Source organism: Comamonas granuli NBRC 101663 (assembly GCF_000739995.1).
Lineage (GTDB): Bacteria > Pseudomonadota > Gammaproteobacteria > Burkholderiales > Burkholderiaceae_C > Simplicispira > Simplicispira granuli.
The window spans coordinates 102,239-119,687 of sequence record NZ_BBJX01000010.1 but is presented as its reverse complement, the minus strand read 5'-3'; the positions used below and the strand labels follow the sequence as shown (position 1 = coordinate 119,687).

The window sequence follows — 17,449 nt, the reverse complement described above, 5'->3', positions numbered from 1 at the left end:
AAAACTCCTCGATGTGTCAGGACAGCCAGCGGCTCTTGATGACCCGCCGACGTGATGGGGTTGCAGAAACAGCGAGGCCACCGCGTTGGGTGGCCTCGTCTGGGTCGAAGGTTTGAATCGGGGGCGGCTCATCCGGTGGCCGCTCCATCCCGAGTTGGCGCTCCAATTCCCGCCAGTGGCGTTCCTCGAAGCGATCCAGTCCCGCCGCCGCTGCTGCGGCGCGGGCGTAGACGTAGCAGTCGAGCGCCTCGTTGCGCTCGCGCATCTTTTGCCACTCGCGCACAGGGAAACCGTTGCGGTCGCGGCGGGTGATCAGTTGCTCGGCACAGAGCTGCTGGATGAACTCGGCGTCGATCTTGGGCAAGTGGACGAACCCCGTCGGGTAGACCGTGGTCACGTCGTCCTCGCTGACATCCGCGCTCTTGCGCAGGTTGTTGTAGAACTCCAGCTTGGCGATGCCGACCGCCACCGTGAACACCTTGATGCCCCGGCGCAGCTTCTTGCCGCCCTGCGAGACATCGATGGCCGTTGGTGTGCCGATCAGCGCTGCGCCACGCGGCACGCCCTTGACCGCCATCACGCGGGGATCGCGGCAGGCCCGCACGAACGCGTAGGCCTCCTGCGTCGCAAAGCCCGTGTCCAGCGCCAATCGGGCCAACGGCATCGCCGCGCCCGACGCGTGCGTCCAGTTCTCGGCGATCAACTCGCCGAGGCGCTTCCACACCGCGTCGCGGGCGGTATCGCCCATCAGCACGCGATGTTCGACGAGCCACGCTTCCTTGCCGCGACCGAAGGCCCAGATGGATGCTTCGATGCGATCCTTCTGCACGTCCGCGCCGCCGACCAGCAGCAGGCCGCCCAGCGGCACGCTGCCGACGCGGTAATCCTCGCGGCGTTCGACCAGTCGTTGCCAATCGGGTGCTTCGCCTTCCTCGACCCAGGTATCACCCAGTTCGGTGTTCTTGAAGGTCTTGATCGCCGCCGCCGAGCCGGATTCCTTGCTGACGGCGGCTTCCCACGCGGCGGCGATGTCGCACCACGCGCGCCAGCCGACCGGGCTGTAGAGCGAGGAGAGATGAAATCCCGTGGTCTTGCCCGTGCCTTCGGCCATCGCGCGCCACTCGCCGTGTTCGAGCATCCACGTCTTATGGTGCTCGGCAATCGCGGTGTCGCAGGACTCACAGATGTAGGCCGCCGTCTCCGGCGCGCCCTTGTCCCAGCGCAACTGTTCGAAGCGCAGCCATTGCCGGTGCGAGCAATGCGGGCACGGCACGAAGTAGCGACGCTGGTCGCTGGCTTCGTACTCACGCTCGATGGCCGACGCGCCCGAGATCGTCGGCGTCGAGACGATGAAGATCTTGCGCCGCGCGAAGGTGCGCGTGCGCGCCTCCGCCAGCGAAATCGCGTCGCCTTCGCCCTCGACGTCCAGCGGGTAGCCGTCCACCTCGTCGAGGAACAGATACCGCACCGGCATCGAGCGCAGGCCCACGGCGCTGTTCGCGCCCGTCATCACCAGCACGCCGCCGCGAAACTCCTTCGCCAGAATCGTGTTGCCCGAATCACGCGAGCGTGCCGGAGCGATCAATTCGGCCAGCGCGGGTGATTCCTCGATCAACGGGTCGATCCGCTGCTTGGAGTTGCGCTTGGCCATCTCCACCGTCGGCCACACGGCCATCATCGGCCCCGGCGCGTGATGAATCACGTAGCCGATCCAGTTCGATCCCATTTCGGTCGCGCCGAGCTGGGCGGCCTTCATGAACACCACGCGCTCGACCGGCGAGGTCGGCGACAGGCAATCCATGATGGCCTTCAGGTATGGCGTGCGGCTGGTGCGCCAGCGGCCCGGCTCGGCGGACGCCTTGCTGGAAAGCATCCGGTGCCGATCCGACCATTCCGACACGGTGAGCAGCGGATCGGGCGTCAAGCCTTCGCGCCACGCACGTTCGATTTCGGCAGCACCTTCGTAGTCGACGTCCATCAGTTCCCGATCAGTCCACGCGCGGGCGCAGATCGCCCAATTCCTGCAAGTGCTCGCGCACGGCGGCTTCCAGCGCGACGTGCATCGTGTGCGGATCGACCGCCAGCCGCGCCGCCATCTGCGCCGAGATACGCGCGGGCCAGTTCAGCCACGCATCGCGCTCGGCGCGCGCCAGCTTGAAGACGTGGGCGATGGCCTGGTTGCGGTCGACCAGCTCGCCCTTGAGGCGGGCCAGCCGCACCTTGTTCGTCTGGGCCTTGACCACCTCGTTGACAGTGCGCGCTTGCAGCAGCGACGCACCGCCGGTGGGCAAGGCGGCCTGACCGTCGCCCACAGGCGCGACGGTGGCGGTTTCCGGCGGCACCGCAGCCTTAACGGCGCGAGCGCGCGTGCCGGTGCGTGGCGCTTCTGTGTTGCGCGCCCACTCGGCGTCGGCGCGCTGCGGGTCAAGGGTTCCGTCCGCTTTTGGCGTGATGCGCCCGGCTGCGATGGCCTTGCGCACCGCCGCGTCGGAAACGCCACGGTGACGCGCGTAGGCGCGAATCGAGATTCCCATCGGCACCTTCAATCATGTGTTCGTCCTTCGTCGAGAAAGAGCTTGGCTTCCATCGGGAACAGCGCGTTCATCACGTCACGCCATCAATCACGTCGAAAGGACAAACGATGAACAACCCAGCCCCCGACACCCTTGCAGTCAAGCTCGCCGAAGCCGCCATGACGGTCTTGGTGCGCGCCTGCCGCAACGAGGTGGCTACCGCCAGCAATGCCGAACTCGAAGCCGCATGCGCTTCGATGCGCGCACGAGCCAAGGCGGTAATCGATCAACTCCTGGATGACGCTCGGGACGCGCCCTGGATCGCGGAAACCGCGTTCCATGCCGCAGCCCTTGAACTGGCCGAAGCGGGCATCTCGTCGCTCCGCAGGCGTTGAAGCACAAAGAGCTTGGCTTCACCGGCGAACAGCGCGTTCATCACGATCCCAATCAACCACTGCAAAGGAACTGACCATGAGCACCATCCAACTGACCCCGGCCCAACACGCCATCCTCGCCAAGGCCATCCACTCCAGCGACGGCAAGCTCGATTGGTTCCCCGACAACGTCAAAGGCGGCGCGCGCAAGAAAGTGCTGGAGAGCATGTTCAACCGCGCCCTCATCACGCCCGACGGCGAGGGCTGGCGCATTGCCGCCGAGGGTTACGACGCGCTGGGCATGCCGCGCCCCGGCGTCCAGCAGCCGACGCCCGAGTTCGATGCCGAACTGGAGCAGGACGTCGCTGCCGCCGAAGCCACGTGGAAGCAGGAGGCCAAGGCCACGCCGCGCACCCGCGAGAACAGCAAGCAGGCCGAGGTCATCCGGATGCTCAAGCGCACCGAGGGCGCGACCATCCGCCAGATTTGCGAAGCCACCGGCTGGCAGGCGCACACGGTGCGCGGCACCTTCGCCGGAGCCTTCAAGAAGAAGCTGGGCCTGACCATCACCTCGGACAAAGAACAGGGCGGCGAGCGCGTGTATCGGATTGCGTGATCAGCGCCGGGGTGCCGGCCCTGCCTGCACCCCGGAAAAATCCATCGCCACCACCCTTGAAACGCTTGGCTTCCCAGGCGAACAGCGCGTTCATGCTGGTGTCGTGATTGACCCATCCCAAGGAGAACAGCCATGAGCACCATGACCATCACCCTCGAACGCACCCCTCGCACTCTCCAAATCGGCGACAACGCCATCGAGGTCGCGGAGTTGAGCATCCGCCTGCCGTTCGCGCGCAAGCCTGCCGATCTTGGCGAAGTCGGCGGCCAGGGGCAGACCAAGATCTACATCACCGAGACCAAGGAACTGACCCCGGCCGAGTTCGACGCCTTTGCCAGCAGCCTGTTGGTATCGCGCGATTGGCTACGCGGCAAAGGCGGCGGTGCGGGCGACGGCTACCTCTGCGTGGAGGTCAAGGCGCCGGGTCGCCCCTATCTGTACGTCAACCCGGAGGGCGGCGATTACGCCCGCTACGTGGCCCGCCTCGGGTAATCGAAAAGATCGAGAAAGAAGCCGAGAACAGCTTGGCTTCTCAATCGAACAGCGCGTTACTACGGGTGTCGCAACGATCAACCACAAGGAGCCCACGATGAACAACACCAACCAGATCCCCGCCACCCGAAACGACGCCTGGGGCTTTTGGGGCACGATGAACGAGAACGCCACCGCAGCCTGGCCGACGGCGATGACCGCGATCTCGGATGCCACACACCAGCCCCTCGACTCAGTCCGGGCCTTCCTCGACAGCCGGCACGGACGCCACTTCGCGGACGATGTCCTGAACCAGATGCACGCGGGTCGCGCCCTGACGGACGCGATCCACGCCGCCACCGAGCAGTGGATGGGCTGGAAGATCGGACGCCAGACCAGCAAAGACTACGGCATCCCGCGCGGCCTGCCTTACCTGACGGGCTTCGTGATTCACTGCGAGATCGTCGAAGAAGAACTCGCCGCCTGAGGAGAGCGACATGGCCGCAGTCGCCACCAACCTGACCATCGAAGCCAACTACGACGAGTTCGTCGCCGAATTGACCGCGCTCACCCGCAAGTACGGGGTGGCAATCAAGTCAGTCGGCGGCGTCATCCTTGCCGACCACGCCGACGAGTTCCGCAACGTCACTTACGTTGCCGATATCAGCAGCGGCGACCTCTACCCGAGTTTCCCCGAGTCCTGACAGATCGTCGAACGCCACCCCATCGGATTCGCGGGTGGCTTGTTGTCCGGTCCAGTCCTGCCAGCGGCGCACGATCACATCGACGTACTTCGGGTCGAGCTCGATCAGCCGCGCCAGCCGTCCCGATTTCTCGGCGGCGATCAGCGTCGTGCCTGAGCCGCCGAAGGGATCGAGCACCACGTTGCCAGGGCGGCTCGAATTTCGGATCGCGCGCTCGACCAGCTCCACCGGCTTCATCGTCGGGTGCAGGTCGTTCTTCTGCGGCTTCTTGATCTGCCACACGTCGCCCTGGTCGCGGTCGCCACACCAGTGGCGTTCGCCGCCCTCGGGCCATCCGTACAGGATCGGCTCGTACTGCCGCTGGTAGTCGGCGCGACCGAGCGTGAAGGTGTTCTTCGCCCAGATGATGAACGTCGACCACTTGCCACCGGCAGCGCGAAAGGCGGCCTGCAGCACATCCAGTTCGCTGGACGACATCGCCACGTAGATCGCGCCACGACAGTGGGCGATGGTCGGCGTCAGCGCCGCCAGCAGAAAGTCGTAGAAGCCATCGCCCAGGTTGTCGTTCAGGATCGCGCGATCCTTGCCGCGCATCTTGTCCTTGGCGCTGTTGGCGTAGTTCACGTTGTACGGCGGGTCGGTGAACACCATGTCCACCGGCTCGCCGGCGAGCAAGGTGCGATAGCTGGCGGCCACGGTGGCGTCGCCGCACAGCAGTCGATGGCCGCCGAGCAGCCAGACGTCGCCCGGGCGCGAGACCGGCGTCTCGCTAACCTCGGGCACCGCATCGTCATCGGTTTCGCCTTCGCCATCCGGTTCATCGCCCGCCAGCAAGTCGGCCAGCGCATCGGCGTCGAAGCCGGTCAGATCGAGGTCGAAGCCTTCGTCCTGCAAGGCTTCCAGCTCGACGCGCAGCAGTTCATCGTCCCACCCGGCGTTCTCGGCGATGCGGTTGTCCGCGATCACCAGCGCGCGGCGCTGTGTCGGCGTCAGATGATCGAGCACGACCACCGGCACCATTTCGAGGCCGAGTTTCTGCGCGGCAGCGAGCCGCCCATGACCGGCGACGATCACGCCGTCGCTGCCCGCGAGGATGGGGTTGGTGAAGCCGAACTCGGCGATGCTGGCGGCGATCTGCGCCACCTGCGCGTCGCTGTGTGTGCGCGCATTGCGTGCATAGGGCACGAGCTTGGCGGTCGGCCACTGCTCGATCTTGTCGGCGAGCCACGAGCTGGTCATGCCGCAACCTCCTCGATGCGCTCGCCCTCGACCTCGTCGAAGGTCTGACCCGTGGCCAGCAGCGTGATGGCGACTTCGGGATGGTTCTGCCGGAAGCGCCGGATGGCGACATCGACGTACTCCGGCGCGATCTCGACCGAGCGGCAGACGCGCCCGGTGCGCTGCGCGGCCAGCATCGTGCTGCCGCTGCCGCCGAACGGCTCGAACACCAGATCGCCGATGTTGCTGAACGCCTCGATGACGAACTGCGGCAGCGCCACCGGGAACACGGCAGGATGGTCGATGCCTTCGCCGATCTTGCCCTTGTGGCGCATCACGCGGATCACCGAATCGGGAATGCGCATGTCCTGCGTCGGCTGGCCCGCGTGCGTCCAGCCGTTGACTTCGCCATCCTTCCCGCGCATCGCGGTGGATGAGCCATCGGCGCGCAGGTGCGTTTCCTGCCCGGCGAACTTGCAGGGCACGATCTTGTTGGGCTTGCGACTGGCGCGGTTGAAATGGAACACGAACTCGAAGCTGGGCGCGAAGCGGCCCTGCCAGTCGCCGGGCATTCCCGGCCCCTGATCCCAGACATACCAGCCGAAGCGCCGCCAACCCTTCGTCCGCATCCAGCCGAGCCACGCTTCCCAATACGGGACGAACTCGTTGTCGCGGTGGATCAGGCCGAGGTTGACCAGCACCTGGCCGTCGTCGGCCATCGGCAACTGAGCGAACACGCCGCGCATCAACGCATCCCAATCGGCGATGCCGCCGGTGGTGTAGTCGCGCTGGTTGCCGTAGGGCGGCGAGGTGAAGCACAGCGCCGCTCGCTCGCCCGCCATCAGCGTGGCGACCACGTCGGCATCGGCGGCGTCGCCGCAGATCAGGCGATGCGCGCCGATGGCCCAGACGTCGCCCACGCGGGACACCGGCGTGGCCGGAGCATCGGGCACGTCATCGGCGTCGTCCGCCGCGTCGTCCTGTTGTTCGCCCGCGTCCGAGACTTCGGCGCTTGCCAGCAGGTTTCGCAGCTCGGACTCCTCGAAGCCGGTGAGCGCCAGCTCGTGTCCGGCCTCGGACAACTCGGCCAGCTCCAGCGCCAGCATTTCCTCGTCCCAGCCCGCGTCCAGCGCCAGCCGGTTGTCGGCGATGACGTAGGCGCGCTTCTGCGCCGTGCTCAGGTGCGCCAGTTCGATCACCGGCACCTCGGCCAAGCCGAGCTTGTGCGCGGCGGCAAGACGCCCGTGGCCCGCGATGATGCCGTTGCCGCCATCGACCAGGATCGGGTTCGTCCAGCCGTACTCGACGATGCTGGCCGCGATCTTGGCAATCTGCGCCTCGGTGTGCGTGCGCGGGTTGCGGGCGTAGGGGATCAGCGTCTCGACCTTGCGGTACTCGACGTTCAGAGGATTCAAGGGTGTCGGTTCCAGAAAAAACGAAACCCGCCGACGGACGACGCCGTGGGCGGGTTGGAGTGTGAAGTGCGAACTGGACGGGGTGCGAACCTGCGAACCTGTGCGAACCTCGGTTCGCACCCTGACGCTAGAAAAGCGCCGCGCTCGCGCCCCCCGCATTGCGATTTCGGCAGGAAGGACCCCTTTTGCCTCGGGCCGCTCGCCGCGCCGTCGCCGCTGTCCAGAAGATAGCTGAAATACTACCCCCGACCGGGCTGATTTGTTGCGGGGTCAAAAACCGCTCAATGCCGCCGATGCCCGCGCATTGCCGACCACCTGCGCCAAATCACGCCAAATCCCTACGCAGTGACGACGCCATTGAGCTGGTCGGTGACCGTCTGCAAGGCGCGCTGCCAGCGCCGCCATGCCGTCGTGCGGTCGCAGGCGAAGCGGATCGTGATGTCGCGCCAGCCGTAGCGCTTGGCCCGCATCCACACGAGGTGGCGCTGCTCGACCTCCAGCCACTGCACCCACTTCATCGTCTCCAGCATCCGCTCGATGGCGTCCGGGCTGGGCGGGTACGGTCGATAGACCGTCTCGTCGGCCGCGAAGGCTTCCCACTCCTTGCGCACGATGATCGGCCAGGTGTTGAAGTAGCCCTGCACGCGCACGGGCGGCAGGCGTCGTCCGGTGCTGGCCGCTTCCTCGAAGCGCGCGGCGACGTCTTCGATTGTCCAAGCAGCGCGACGATCAGCCATGACGTGCGCCTCCCTGTCCGTAGAGGCGTTCGCCGATGCGCCGCACGAACTCGCGCTCGATGAAGTCGAGGCGTTCGTCGGCGGCGTTGACGACAAGGATGTGCTGGTCGCGCCAGCCGCGTTGCTTCATCGCCTCGAGGTCGGTGATCTCGGGTTGCACGCGGCCCAACGGGCAGCGATAGGTGGGCGTGGGAATCTTCATCTCAATCCTCCCGTTCCAGATCGTGCTGTGCGATGGCCCAGTGCAGCAGCGCCAGTGCGTCGGCTTCGTTGTCATCGCCGGGCGCGTGGCCGCGCGCGGTGACGGAGGCAGTCACCTCGTCTTTGCCCGCGTTGCCTTTGCCGGTGGCGTGCTTCTTGATCGTGCCGACCGGCACGCCCTGATACGGAATCTGGTGGTGCTCGCACCACGCGGTGAGCGTGGCGAGGAAGCCGCCGTAGGCGTGCGCCGCGTCGGTCGAAACGTGGCGGCGCACCTCCTCGAAGTGCAGCGTGTCGATGCCGTCGGCCACGGCCTTCAGTTCCGTGAGCCAACGCTTGAAGCGCAGGAAGCGCATGCCGCCGCCTTCGAAGCGTTGCGGACGGAAGCTCTCGCTGCCGCTGGTGATGCTGCCGTCGCTGCCGCGCAGCGCCCAGCCCGTGATGGTGCCCAAGTCGAGGGCGAGGATGGTCGTGGTCATGTTTGCAGTCCTTGTTCGGTGCGGACTGACGGATCGGACGGATCACATCGAAACTCCCCGTGAGGTGCGTGTGCGCGCACGCGCGCGTAGGAGTTACGACGTAGTCCGTCAAATCCGTCAGTCGGGTGTGTCGGCATGGCGGTCAGTTGTCGGCGTAAGGGGTGTAAGCGGCCGTGGGCGGATGTTTGAGGCCCACGCCACGGAAGCCGCGCAGGCCCGCTGTGTTGCGCCACTTCTCGACGCCACGGGTGATGAGCAGATCGGAGAACCGCTTCTGCGAGCCGATGAACTCGCCAGCGGAATCGGCCCACTGCTTCCAGTCGTTGAACAGTTCGGCGGTCAGCGACTTCGCGTTGGCTTCGCGCACGCAGCGTTCGTCAAGCCAGCGGCCCAGCGCGTCCTCGGCCTCGAAATACTCCTCGGTCGCTTCGAGCACCTGCTGCGGCGGATCGAGGCGGCCCAGACGCTGCCAGTCCAGACAGCCCTGAACCGCCCACGCCAAGATGCCGTCGCGCTCGGCCAAAAGCTTCTGCTGGAGATGCTTGTCGCGGCGCTCGGGCGGCACGGTGATCGTGAACGGGATCAGGTGCAGCCGCCGCTTCATCGCTTCGTCGATGTTGCGAATGGCGGGCTTGTGGTTGCCCGCCACGACCAGCTTGAACTGCGGGAAGAACTCGAAGAAGTCCTGCCGCATGAAGCGCGCGGAGATCTTGTCTCCGCCTGTGAGGTTCTTGACCTTCGATTCGGCCCAGCGCCGCCCTTGCTCGGTTTCGATGGCGGCCACGAAGCGCGCGCCGCGCAGGCCCGCCATGTCGGTCGGGTGCCGGTCGGTGCGCGTCTCCATGAAAGTGTCCATCGGCGCGTTGGCCGCGTAGTCGCCGAGGATCGTGGCCAGCGTGTTGACGAACACCGACTTGCCGTTCGCGCCCGTGCCGTACAGGAAGAACAGCGCATGTTCCTGCGTCGAGCCGGTGAGCGTGTAGCCCGCCATCCGTTGCAGGTAGGCTTGCAGCTCGGCGTCGTCGCCGGTGATCTCCACCAGGAACTGCCGCCAGATCGGGCAGTCGCCACCAGGCGTGGCCGTGGTGACCTTGGTCATCCGGTCGGCGCGGTCGTGCGCACGCTGCCTGCCAGTCTTGAGATCGACCACGCCGCCGGGCGTGTTGAGCAGCCACGGATCGGCATCCCATTCGGCGGTAGTTGCCGCGTGTCTGCGATCAGCGCGCGCCAGCCGTTCCACGCCGCCGACCGTGCCCGAGCTGGCCAGCTTGGCGGCAATCTTGGGGTTGTCGGCGTGGACGGCGGCGTGACGGCAGACGCTGCGGATCAGGTCGGTGGCTGCGAGCGTGTCCTCGGTGCGCCAGCGGTGCCCGTCCCACACCAGCCAGCGGCCCCACGCCGCGACGTAGCGCCAGTCGCGGTGGTAGCGCCGCGTGAAGGCCAACGCCAGCGCATCCTCCGTGCCCCACACCGATTCGTCGCTGCTGACCACCGGCTCGGCGTCGTCGGCGACGTCGTGCATCTGGAGACGCGGGCCGTGGGTGAGGAAGGCCGCGACGTCAAAGCCCTCCATCACGGCGTCCGCCGCGTCCCAGCCGTCCGCCGCTTCCTCGGGCGGGTACAGGATGTGGCAGGTCTTCGCGCCGGCCGACAGGATGGCCTGCGCCGCTTGCGTCGCGTACTCCCAGCCCGGCTTGTCGCGGTCGGGCCAGACCAGCACGGCCTTGCCCGCCAGTGGCGACCAGTCGGTTTTCTCGACCGGGGCGTTCGCCCCGTGCATCGCCGTCGTCGCAACGACACCCGCCTCGATCAGCGCCTGCGCGCATTTCTCGCCTTCGACCAAGACCACCTGCGTGGCGCTGGTCATGCCCGGCTGGTTGTAGAGCGGGCGCGGATCGGGCGGAGCCATCTTGCGGCGGCGCGCGTCCCACGGGCGGAACTCCTTCTTGCGTCCGGGCGGGTCGTAGCGGTAGACGACCGCGATCAGCTTGCCGGAGGCGTCGAGGTAGTCCCACTTCGCGGTGGCTGGGCCGAGGTCGTCGACGGGGGCTTCCTTTTTCGATTTGCGCGCCGGTGCCGCCGGAGCGCGTCCGAGCAGTTCGGTCGCCGCATCGAGCACGCGCGGGAAGTCGGTGTGGGCATCGATGCCGAGGTGCGCGGCGATCAGCGTGAAGATGTCGCCGCCGTCGCCCGTGGCGCGATCCGTCCACAGGCCCGCCTTGTCGCCGGTGAGCACGATCTCCAGGCTGTCGCCCGGGCTGCCGAGCACGTCGCCGACGAGGAACTTGCCACCGCGCTTCTTGCCTGCCGGGAACAGCGCGGCCAGCACCGATTCCAGCCGGACGAGTAGTTCGACGCGGATCGCTTCGCGTTCAGCATCGAGGTCACGAGGAACGGGCGTCTGCGTGTCGTTGAAATCAAGCATCCACAGCCTCCTCGCCGGGCTGCTGCGCGACGATCCACGCTTCCAGCTCCGCAGGCTTGAAGCGAACGAGCTTGCCGACACGGTAGTGCGGGATGCGGCGTGCCTTGCGTTCCTTGGCTTGGGAGAGCCAGTACGACGGCAGGTTGAACATCAGCGCGGCCTGGCGCACGTCGATCAGTTGCTCTCCGAGCAACTGGTTCATCGGGGATTGGCTCATGCCGGTGTCCTCCAGCAGCGGTCTTGCCACGCGCACATGCGGCACTCGAAGTGGGTGGCGTCGTTGAAGCCTCGTGGCAGTAGTTCTCCGGCTTCGGTCGCGGAGATGACCTTGACCGCACGGTCGGTCATGCGCTGTGCGAGCGCGGCGTCGAAGGGCACCAACTCGACGTAGATCTCCATCGAGTCGGCATTGATCGCGGTGAACAGCGCCGGGTGTTCATGCAGTTGCAGATGCGCCTGATACAGCGCGACCTGCGCCGCGTACACCGGCTTGGCCACCGCGAGGCCTTTGGTCTCCAGCTCGCGCCACGACTTCGTGCCGAGGCATTTGTTCTCCCACAGCGCGGGATAGCGAAAGCCTTCCGGCCCGCCGACGATCACGCCATCGACGTGACCGCGCAGCCGACCGTGCGCGTCGGAGAAGCCGAACTGCCCGCCGTCGGGCTTGCGCGTGCGCAGGTCGAAGCCCGCGTCGCGCAGCCACGCCACCATGCAGTCCTCCATGACGTGGCCACGCTCGAAGATGCGCAGCATCCGGCCTTCGGTGTCGCGCCCATGATCGACCGGAGCCTTGGCGTACTCGAACTGCAAGGCGCGCTCGCACGCCGCGCCCAGACGCGACGCGCCGAGGTAGTCGCGCGCGGGCTGCTGCGCGCGGACGCGTTGCATGCCGAGATCGACCAGTGCCGTGATCTGGCCGGACAGGCTGGACGAGGAATTGAAATCCATCATGGCTTCCTCCCTTTCGGCTCTTCCCAGGGAAGGTCGTCCTCCAGATCGGCCAAGGGATTGGCCATCGGGTCGCGCGTCGGAACCATGCCGCGCACGGGCGGGAACTTGGTTGCCTCGTGGTGCTCGACCATCGCTTCCGTGTAGCAGGTGACGATGGCGTCGATGACGCGCATCGCCTCGGCTTCCGCGTAGTCGCCCAGGGGCTTGCCGAAGCCGATCTCGTCCGCCGCCTCGCCGAAGGCCTTGAGGCATTTGCGCATCGCGGCCAGTTCGACATCAGAGGGATCGATCATGGAGACCTCCCCGATGCCGACGCGGCCTTCCTTCGCGCGCGTCCAGTTGCCGTAGAGCATGTGAAAGGCGTCCTGGCAGCGGCGCGAGCAGAACACCCAGTCGATCACGTAGCGGCGCGGATCGGCGGTCTTGAACCGGCCATCGGTGTGGCCGTAGCCGCGCGCCTGTCGTTTGCAGACCCAGCATTTCATCCACCCCCCTCACTGCGCCCAAGCGGGCTTGCCGGTCACCGGCGCGCGCTGAGGCGCGGGCGTGGTAGCTGCATGGGGAGGCGTGGCTTGCGCCGGAGCGCCCGAGGTGCCGCCGCCGGTCTTGGCCTTGGGCGGCACGCCCATGAGCTTGGCGTACTCGGGGTGGTCGGGTTCGACCGCGAGCTTGACGACGTTGCGATCCAGACCCTTGGTGTCCTTCTCGACGTCCACGCGGGCGAGGAACTCGATGCCGTCCAGTTCGTGGAAGCCCTGGATGCGGCGCGCGGCGGCGGCTTGCGGGCTGTTGTCCTGCGGATGGACGTTGCGCGCGCTGTTGAGGACGGCGCGGATGAAGCTGCGCCCCATCTGGCCCCAGGTCGGGCCCTTCTTCGAGTGCAGGCCGATGTTCGACCACATCTTGCGTTTGGCATGCTCGCCGCCAGTGACGACGAACTCGGCGGCGAGGTAGATCGCGCCGGTCTCGAAGGATTCGGTGGCGTAGCCGCCCGTCCAGCCCTGCGCCGGATCGTCGTGGCCACCGGGCTTGATGGTCATGCGCACAGGCACCAGCGTGCCCTTGGGGATGAGGTCGAAGCCCTGTTGCTGTTCGGCGTCGTTGAAGTCGTTCCAGTTCTGCGTGGTCATGGCGATTACTCCTGAGATTCGTGAGATGCGGGAATGGCGGAATGGGCGGCGGCGCTTGCGGACATGGCTGCGCCCGCGCACTTGGCGATCAGCGCGCTCAGGTCCGGCGGTTCGAGCAGTTCGAGACGACCGCTGCGGTCTTTTGCCGGGTAGCCGTAGGGATTGACGGTGTGGGTGACGAAGGCGCGGTAGGCGCTGCCGTCCTCGGCCTTGATCTCGGCCAGCGTCACGACCTCGTCGACGATGCCGGGCAGTTCGAGGCTGGTCTTGCTGCCCTCGATCTGCGGCACGAACACCTTGCGGTTGTAGTCGTCGAGCCGTTCGTCGAGGATGGCGACGAACACCACGTTCTTGCCGCGCGCGTGTTGCAGGTGGGTCAAGGCGCTGACCATCTCCTGACCGAGCAGGCCGTAAGCGCCGCGCATGTCGGGCTTGCCGGTTCGGTCGCTGACCGCCCCCGGTTGCGTCTTGCACCACGCGAAGCACTGACGCGAGAGCTGCGTGATCGAGTCGAGGAAGAAGGTCTGGTAGCGGTCGAGCTGCGCCGGATCGCCGAACTTCTCGACGACGTGGTCGTAGTGCGCCTGCGAGAACGCGGCCTCCGGCGGCAGGGCCTTGTCCGGCCCGGCGAGGAACACGAAGAAATCGCGCGACTCCGGCCACGATGCCGGACGGATGGTGTCGCCCGGCCAGTCGGCCACGGCGAGATCACCGGCCTCGATGTCGAGGAACAGGGTGGTGGCCGGATCGAGATCTTTGAGCCGGGTGGTCTTGCCGATGCCGGATTTGCCGAGCATCAGGAGCTTGACGCCCTTGCGTTCGGCCATGCGCTGCTGCGCGGAGATGATCGGGAGGCTCATCACGCCACCTCCTTCAACTGCTCGGCGACGGCGGGATTCCAGAGAATCTGGTAGCCGCTGTGGCCGTTGCGCGAGTACGGCATGGCCTCGGCCCATGCTTCACCGACCTCGGTCAGTTCCCATTCGTCGCGGTCGTTGCGGAACTGGAAGCCGTGTGATGCCAGCAACTGGTTCGTGGCCTTGGCCGAGCGGTTGAGCAGCTTGCCGAGCTGGGTGGCGTTGAGCGAGCAGATCGGCTCGTTGGCGGCAGCGCTCTTGGCTGGAAGGGCGCGGCGCAGCACCTCAGTGGTGAGGCCAGTGTTCTCCTGAATGCAGGTCAACGTCGCCGCCATCGCAATGCCGGTCTTCACGCCCGGCACCTTGGCGACCGCCTCGCCGATCAGCAGGATCGCGCTCACGCGGTCGTGGGTCGGCGCGGGCAAGGAAGCCAGCGTGCCGGGGGTGGAGTACGCGCCGGTCTTGCGGATCGCGGGCAGCACCTCGCCGGTCACCCAGCGTTTGAAGCGTTTCGCGGCGTCCTTGGTGCTGCCGAGGATCAGGGCGTAGAGGCCCGATTCGTTGACGTGGTTGGCGCGCTGCGTGCGCCCGAGGTTGTCGATGACCTCCAATTTCTGGAGGTCATCGGCATCGACGTGCGACTTGATCGCCTGAGACGGGTTGCCCATCTCCAATGCGTCGCAGACGTCGCTGGCGTTGAACCATGGCAGGCCCGCGTCGTCGACCTGCACGCGCATGGCGTGCGCCTCGAACTGGAAGGGAATGATCGCGCTCATGATCAGTCCTCCCACGCGACGTCGACGATGCGGTCGGCCCCGCGCGCGGCGCGCTTGCGCGCCTCGGTGTGGAGTTCCTCCAGTGCGGTGCGGCGGCGGCCGAGCGCCAGGGCTTCGGCGTTGGCGGTCTGGATGGCGAAGGCCAGTTCGTCCACCGTGGCCGCGTCGAGCGCCACGACGACGTCGTGGCCGTCGGCATCGCGGTAGCGGATGTCGTCGGGAAGGTATTCGCCGTAGATGGACGGCAGCTGCTTGCGCAGCGAAGCGATGAGGCTGGTGCTCATGATCAGTGCTCCGAATCGAGAGAAAGGGTGAAGGACGGCTTGCCGGAATCCACGGTGCGAGCGGCGGCGAACTGCTGCTGGAGCGCCGGAGGCCAGTTCGTGAAGCGGGATTCGGAGACGGACAACTTGATGTCGAGGTAGCCCTCGACCTTCTCGCCCGAGGCCACGATGCGCTCGGCGATTTCTGCCAGTTGCTTCTGATCCCAACTGACCTTCTTGGGCAGCTCGAACTTGATGCGCAGCTGGCCGTCGTCGAGGTGCACGGTGCCGAAGTCGCGGCCCGAATCGCGCAGTGCCGTGCGGGCCTGCTCGCCGTAGGCGGCATCGAGCGCCGCGTCGAACTTGGTGCGGGCCTTCTTGAGCCAGTCGAGGGCCTCGTCGAGGTTCTTGTCGATCTCGGCCTTCTGCACGGCGGGCAACGCGGCCAGTTGGCCGACGGACATCGCGGCGATGTCGGCGGGAAAGAGGGTGATGTCGTTCATGGCATCGCTCCTCAGACCGCCGCGCGCTCGGACGTCGAGTCGTGCAGCGCCTGACGCTCGAACTCGATGACCGCGTCCACGGGATAGCCGACGCGCTTGGACAGCTTCAGGTAACGCGGGCCGCGGCCTTCGCTGCGCCAGCGTTGCAGGGTCTTGGGGCTGACGCCCCACCGCTGGGCCAGTTCGTTTTCGTTGAGCACCCGGCGGTCGCCGGGTGAGAGGCTGTTGATCGCCTGCTGTGGCGACCGGGGGATACTGCTTGCTGCTGTCTGCATGGAACGCTCCTGTTGCGTTGTTGAGGAACAGGTGTCATTCCAGACTTCGGGTGGCGAACCTTTAAGGGACGCAATGGCGAACCACGCGGGAACTTCGGGTTCGCCAAAGTTCTCGCTGGATACGAAAACGGCGGGCACAAGGCCCGCCGTCATCGTCGAGGATCAGTCAAGGGATGGCTGCGTGTCACTCCGTCTGCAAGGCGGCGATCAAGGGGCAGCGCACCCGGCCACGGACGGCATCGCAGCGCTGCACGAGCTCGGACAGCACCGCTTCGATGCGCTGCAGGTCATTCAGTCGCTCGCGAACGTCAACGAGTTTGCGCTGAGCCTGCGCACGCGCCTCGGCGCAGTGCGATCCGTCCTCGAGCTTGAGCAGTTCGGATACCTCGTCGAGACTGAAGCCCAGCCGCTGCGCCGACTTGATGAAGCGGACGCGGCCAAGCTCGTTCGCGCCGTAACGGCGGATACTTCCCTGCGGCCGATCTGGTTCGGGCAGCAGCCCCTTGCGCTGGTAGAAGCGGATGGTTTCGACATTGACGCCAGCCGCGCGCGCCAGCGCGCCGATCGTCATCGCCTCGATCTCGGGCGTGCTGTTCATGGTCTTGACTCCGTACTTAAGTACGGAAGTAAGCTTACTCCATGAAACCAGTCACCCCAACTGCGCAAGGCAGTACCGGAGGCGGCCGTGCGGCGCTCGCGGCCGGATTCGTCTCGGCCATCCTCGCCTCGACCTGCTGTCTCGGGCCATTGGTGCTGATCTCCCTGGGTTTCTCGGGCGCTTGGATCAGCAATCTCACAGCGCTCGAACCTTACCGCCCCGTCTTCATCGGCGCAGCGCTCATCGCGTTGTTTCTCGCAGGCAGACGCATCTGGGCCAAAACCCCGGCCTGCGAGCCCGGGCAAGTGTGCGCGGTGCCGCGCGTACAGCGTGGCTACAAGCTGCTGTTCGGGATCGTGGTCGCCCTGGTGATCGTGGCGCTCGGCTTCCCGCTGGTCGCGCCCTGGTTTTACTGAACGGAGATTTTATGAAGAGACTGCTTGGACTTCCAACGCTGACGCTCGCCCTGATCGTGAGCGTGCCAGCCATCGCCGCGACAAAGACCGTCACCCTGTCAGTGCCGGGCATGAACTGCGCCGCCTGCCCGATTACGGTCAAGAAGGCGCTCGGCAAGGTGCCTGGCGTGGCCAATACGGACGTGAACCTCGACAAACGAGAGGCGACCGTGACATTCGACGACGCGCGAGCCAATGTAGAGGCGCTGACGCGGGCGACCCGGGATGCTGGCTACCCCTCGACGGTGGTCGGGAGCGTGAAGTGAGTGCCGTCGTCCTGGAATCGACGTTGACCTGTCCGGATTGCGGTCACACCAAAACCGAGACCATGCCTACCGATGCGTGCCAGTGGTTCTATGAGTGCGAGGCCTGCCACGCCATACTCAAGCCCAAGCCCGGGGACTGCTGCGTCTATTGCTCCTACGGCACTGTGCCGTGCCCACCAATCCAGGAGCGTGGCAGAGGTAGTTGTTGCGCCAGCTGAGCGC

The 17,449-nt window shown here is 66.4% G+C and carries 25 protein-coding genes; 7 read left to right on the top strand and 18 right to left on the bottom strand.

Annotated elements, in window-relative coordinates:
• Positions 1–16 precede the first annotated feature (16 nt).
• Together CGR01S_RS11965 and CGR01S_RS11960 are read right to left on the bottom strand one after the other, a co-directional pair.
• Positions 17–1,978, bottom strand: a complete 1,962-nt coding sequence (locus CGR01S_RS11965; protein ID WP_042427247.1) for a phage terminase large subunit family protein — start codon at positions 1,976–1,978, stop codon at positions 17–19.
• A 10-nt stretch (positions 1,979–1,988) separates the two neighbouring features.
• Complete coding sequence (locus tag CGR01S_RS11960) at positions 1,989–2,534, bottom strand: hypothetical protein (RefSeq protein ID WP_042427244.1); 546 nt, start codon at positions 2,532–2,534, stop codon at positions 1,989–1,991.
• A gap of 107 nt (positions 2,535–2,641) precedes the next feature.
• On the opposite strand from CGR01S_RS11960, the gene CGR01S_RS11955 reads away from it, so the two are divergent.
• The 4 genes from CGR01S_RS11955 to CGR01S_RS11940 all read left to right on the top strand — a co-directional run bounded on the left by CGR01S_RS11955 (position 2,642) and on the right by CGR01S_RS11940 (position 4,461).
• The gene (locus tag CGR01S_RS11955) at positions 2,642–2,908 is read left to right on the top strand and encodes a hypothetical protein (protein WP_042427242.1); all 267 of its coding nucleotides are present in this window, start codon (positions 2,642–2,644) and stop codon (positions 2,906–2,908) included.
• Between the two features lie 76 nt (positions 2,909–2,984).
• A complete protein-coding gene (locus CGR01S_RS11950) occupies positions 2,985–3,503 on the top strand; it encodes a DUF3489 domain-containing protein (RefSeq protein WP_042427239.1) in 519 nt (172 codons plus the stop codon).
• A gap of 132 nt (positions 3,504–3,635) precedes the next feature.
• Positions 3,636–3,995 carry a hypothetical protein gene (locus tag CGR01S_RS11945; RefSeq protein WP_042427237.1) on the top strand — a complete coding sequence of 120 codons (360 nt, stop codon included), beginning with the start codon at positions 3,636–3,638 and terminating at the stop codon, positions 3,993–3,995.
• Between the two features lie 97 nt (positions 3,996–4,092).
• On the top strand, positions 4,093–4,461 hold the full coding sequence (locus CGR01S_RS11940) for a hypothetical protein (RefSeq protein ID WP_042427233.1): 369 nt from the start codon (positions 4,093–4,095) through the stop codon (positions 4,459–4,461).
• Between the two features lie 109 nt (positions 4,462–4,570).
• Here CGR01S_RS11940 and CGR01S_RS11935 read toward each other — a convergent pair whose 3' ends face one another.
• The 16 genes from CGR01S_RS11935 to merR all read right to left on the bottom strand — a co-directional run bounded on the left by CGR01S_RS11935 (position 4,571) and on the right by merR (position 16,506).
• The gene (locus tag CGR01S_RS11935; RefSeq protein ID WP_245616799.1) at positions 4,571–5,917 is read right to left on the bottom strand and encodes a site-specific DNA-methyltransferase; all 1,347 of its coding nucleotides are present in this window, start codon (positions 5,915–5,917) and stop codon (positions 4,571–4,573) included.
• Positions 5,914–7,311 (bottom strand): site-specific DNA-methyltransferase, encoded by a 1,398-nt coding sequence (locus CGR01S_RS11930; RefSeq protein WP_042427230.1) that lies wholly within the window; start codon positions 7,309–7,311, stop codon positions 5,914–5,916. The genes CGR01S_RS11935 and CGR01S_RS11930 overlap by 4 nt, the downstream gene beginning before the upstream one ends.
• Positions 7,312–7,649: 338 nt before the next feature.
• On the bottom strand, positions 7,650–8,048 hold the full coding sequence (locus CGR01S_RS11925) for a DUF6362 family protein (RefSeq protein ID WP_042427227.1): 399 nt from the start codon (positions 8,046–8,048) through the stop codon (positions 7,650–7,652).
• Positions 8,041–8,250, bottom strand: coding sequence for a hypothetical protein (locus tag CGR01S_RS11920; RefSeq protein ID WP_042427224.1), 210 nt, complete (start codon positions 8,248–8,250; stop codon positions 8,041–8,043). Before CGR01S_RS11920 ends, CGR01S_RS11925 begins: the two co-directional genes overlap by 8 nt.
• A gap of 1 nt (position 8,251) precedes the next feature.
• Positions 8,252–8,728, bottom strand: a complete 477-nt coding sequence (locus CGR01S_RS11915) for a crossover junction endodeoxyribonuclease RuvC (RefSeq protein ID WP_042427222.1) — start codon at positions 8,726–8,728, stop codon at positions 8,252–8,254.
• A gap of 142 nt (positions 8,729–8,870) precedes the next feature.
• On the bottom strand, positions 8,871–11,153 hold the full coding sequence (locus CGR01S_RS11910; RefSeq protein ID WP_042427219.1) for a phage/plasmid primase, P4 family: 2,283 nt from the start codon (positions 11,151–11,153) through the stop codon (positions 8,871–8,873).
• A complete protein-coding gene (locus tag CGR01S_RS11905; protein ID WP_042427216.1) occupies positions 11,146–11,370 on the bottom strand; it encodes a helix-turn-helix domain-containing protein in 225 nt (74 codons plus the stop codon). The genes CGR01S_RS11910 and CGR01S_RS11905 overlap by 8 nt, the downstream gene beginning before the upstream one ends.
• Complete coding sequence (locus tag CGR01S_RS11900) at positions 11,367–12,104, bottom strand: PD-(D/E)XK nuclease family protein (protein WP_042427213.1); 738 nt, start codon at positions 12,102–12,104, stop codon at positions 11,367–11,369. The genes CGR01S_RS11905 and CGR01S_RS11900 overlap by 4 nt, the downstream gene beginning before the upstream one ends.
• The gene (locus CGR01S_RS11895) at positions 12,101–12,589 is read right to left on the bottom strand and encodes a DUF6511 domain-containing protein (protein ID WP_042427210.1); all 489 of its coding nucleotides are present in this window, start codon (positions 12,587–12,589) and stop codon (positions 12,101–12,103) included. Before CGR01S_RS11895 ends, CGR01S_RS11900 begins: the two co-directional genes overlap by 4 nt.
• A 9-nt stretch (positions 12,590–12,598) precedes the next feature.
• Positions 12,599–13,234: a hypothetical protein gene (locus CGR01S_RS11890; RefSeq protein WP_042427207.1), complete on the bottom strand. Its 636-nt coding sequence runs from the start codon at positions 13,232–13,234 to the stop codon at positions 12,599–12,601.
• Between the two features lie 5 nt (positions 13,235–13,239).
• Positions 13,240–14,094 carry an ATP-binding protein gene (locus CGR01S_RS11885; RefSeq protein WP_042427201.1) on the bottom strand — a complete coding sequence of 285 codons (855 nt, stop codon included), beginning with the start codon at positions 14,092–14,094 and terminating at the stop codon, positions 13,240–13,242.
• Positions 14,094–14,867: a BRO-N domain-containing protein gene (locus CGR01S_RS11880; protein WP_042427198.1), complete on the bottom strand. Its 774-nt coding sequence runs from the start codon at positions 14,865–14,867 to the stop codon at positions 14,094–14,096. The genes CGR01S_RS11885 and CGR01S_RS11880 overlap by 1 nt, the downstream gene beginning before the upstream one ends.
• A 2-nt stretch (positions 14,868–14,869) precedes the next feature.
• On the bottom strand, positions 14,870–15,151 hold the full coding sequence (locus CGR01S_RS11875; protein WP_042427195.1) for a hypothetical protein: 282 nt from the start codon (positions 15,149–15,151) through the stop codon (positions 14,870–14,872).
• A 2-nt stretch (positions 15,152–15,153) separates the two neighbouring features.
• Positions 15,154–15,633, bottom strand: a complete 480-nt coding sequence (locus tag CGR01S_RS11870) for a hypothetical protein (RefSeq protein ID WP_042427192.1) — start codon at positions 15,631–15,633, stop codon at positions 15,154–15,156.
• Positions 15,634–15,644: 11 nt separating this feature from the next.
• Positions 15,645–16,061 carry a helix-turn-helix transcriptional regulator gene (locus CGR01S_RS17135; RefSeq protein WP_245616798.1) on the bottom strand — a complete coding sequence of 139 codons (417 nt, stop codon included), beginning with the start codon at positions 16,059–16,061 and terminating at the stop codon, positions 15,645–15,647.
• Between the two features lie 31 nt (positions 16,062–16,092).
• The gene (merR, locus tag CGR01S_RS11860) at positions 16,093–16,506 is read right to left on the bottom strand and encodes a mercury resistance transcriptional regulator MerR (RefSeq protein WP_042427189.1); all 414 of its coding nucleotides are present in this window, start codon (positions 16,504–16,506) and stop codon (positions 16,093–16,095) included.
• Between the two features lie 41 nt (positions 16,507–16,547).
• Between merR and merT the strand changes: the two genes are divergently transcribed.
• From merT to CGR01S_RS17130, 3 genes are read left to right on the top strand one after another with little or no spacing between them, the layout of a single operon-like run.
• Complete coding sequence (gene merT / locus CGR01S_RS11855; protein ID WP_042427186.1) at positions 16,548–16,922, top strand: mercuric ion transporter MerT; 375 nt, start codon at positions 16,548–16,550, stop codon at positions 16,920–16,922.
• 11 nt (positions 16,923–16,933) lie between these two features.
• Entirely contained in the window at positions 16,934–17,227 is a 294-nt protein-coding gene (merP, locus tag CGR01S_RS11850; RefSeq protein WP_042427184.1) for a mercury resistance system periplasmic binding protein MerP, read from the top strand.
• Complete coding sequence (locus tag CGR01S_RS17130) at positions 17,224–17,445, top strand: GDCCVxC domain-containing (seleno)protein (RefSeq protein ID WP_084690659.1); 222 nt, start codon at positions 17,224–17,226, stop codon at positions 17,443–17,445. Before merP ends, CGR01S_RS17130 begins: the two co-directional genes overlap by 4 nt.
• The last annotated feature ends 4 nt before the right edge of the window (positions 17,446–17,449 follow it).

Bases quoted from the DNA above. Each gene is read 5' to 3' on its own strand.
- CGR01S_RS11905 (WP_042427216.1), bottom strand. From the start codon at position 11,370: ATGAGCCAATCCCCGATGAACCAGTTGCTCGGAGAGCAACTGATCGAC.
- CGR01S_RS11940 (WP_042427233.1), top strand. From the start codon at position 4,093: ATGAACAACACCAACCAGATCCCCGCCACCCGAAACGACGCCTGGGGC.
- CGR01S_RS11895 (WP_042427210.1), bottom strand. From the start codon at position 12,589: ATGAAATGCTGGGTCTGCAAACGACAGGCGCGCGGCTACGGCCACACC.
- CGR01S_RS11870 (WP_042427192.1), bottom strand. From the start codon at position 15,633: ATGAACGACATCACCCTCTTTCCCGCCGACATCGCCGCGATGTCCGTC.
- merT (WP_042427186.1), top strand. From the start codon at position 16,548: ATGAAACCAGTCACCCCAACTGCGCAAGGCAGTACCGGAGGCGGCCGT.
- CGR01S_RS17135 (WP_245616798.1), bottom strand. From the start codon at position 16,061: ATGACGGCGGGCCTTGTGCCCGCCGTTTTCGTATCCAGCGAGAACTTT.
- CGR01S_RS11885 (WP_042427201.1), bottom strand. From the start codon at position 14,094: ATGAGCCTCCCGATCATCTCCGCGCAGCAGCGCATGGCCGAACGCAAG.
- CGR01S_RS11955 (WP_042427242.1), top strand. From the start codon at position 2,642: ATGAACAACCCAGCCCCCGACACCCTTGCAGTCAAGCTCGCCGAAGCC.
- CGR01S_RS11960 (WP_042427244.1), bottom strand. From the start codon at position 2,534: ATGGGAATCTCGATTCGCGCCTACGCGCGTCACCGTGGCGTTTCCGAC.
- CGR01S_RS11915 (WP_042427222.1), bottom strand. From the start codon at position 8,728: ATGACCACGACCATCCTCGCCCTCGACTTGGGCACCATCACGGGCTGG.
- CGR01S_RS11875 (WP_042427195.1), bottom strand. From the start codon at position 15,151: ATGAGCACCAGCCTCATCGCTTCGCTGCGCAAGCAGCTGCCGTCCATC.
- CGR01S_RS11935 (WP_245616799.1), bottom strand. From the start codon at position 5,917: ATGACCAGCTCGTGGCTCGCCGACAAGATCGAGCAGTGGCCGACCGCC.
- merR (WP_042427189.1), bottom strand. From the start codon at position 16,506: ATGAACAGCACGCCCGAGATCGAGGCGATGACGATCGGCGCGCTGGCG.
- CGR01S_RS11945 (WP_042427237.1), top strand. From the start codon at position 3,636: ATGAGCACCATGACCATCACCCTCGAACGCACCCCTCGCACTCTCCAA.
- CGR01S_RS11965 (WP_042427247.1), bottom strand. From the start codon at position 1,978: ATGGACGTCGACTACGAAGGTGCTGCCGAAATCGAACGTGCGTGGCGC.
- CGR01S_RS11900 (WP_042427213.1), bottom strand. From the start codon at position 12,104: ATGATGGATTTCAATTCCTCGTCCAGCCTGTCCGGCCAGATCACGGCA.
- CGR01S_RS11880 (WP_042427198.1), bottom strand. From the start codon at position 14,867: ATGAGCGCGATCATTCCCTTCCAGTTCGAGGCGCACGCCATGCGCGTG.
- CGR01S_RS11925 (WP_042427227.1), bottom strand. From the start codon at position 8,048: ATGGCTGATCGTCGCGCTGCTTGGACAATCGAAGACGTCGCCGCGCGC.
- CGR01S_RS11890 (WP_042427207.1), bottom strand. From the start codon at position 13,234: ATGACCACGCAGAACTGGAACGACTTCAACGACGCCGAACAGCAACAG.
- merP (WP_042427184.1), top strand. From the start codon at position 16,934: ATGAAGAGACTGCTTGGACTTCCAACGCTGACGCTCGCCCTGATCGTG.
- CGR01S_RS11910 (WP_042427219.1), bottom strand. From the start codon at position 11,153: ATGCTTGATTTCAACGACACGCAGACGCCCGTTCCTCGTGACCTCGAT.
- CGR01S_RS11920 (WP_042427224.1), bottom strand. From the start codon at position 8,250: ATGAAGATTCCCACGCCCACCTATCGCTGCCCGTTGGGCCGCGTGCAA.
- CGR01S_RS11950 (WP_042427239.1), top strand. From the start codon at position 2,985: ATGAGCACCATCCAACTGACCCCGGCCCAACACGCCATCCTCGCCAAG.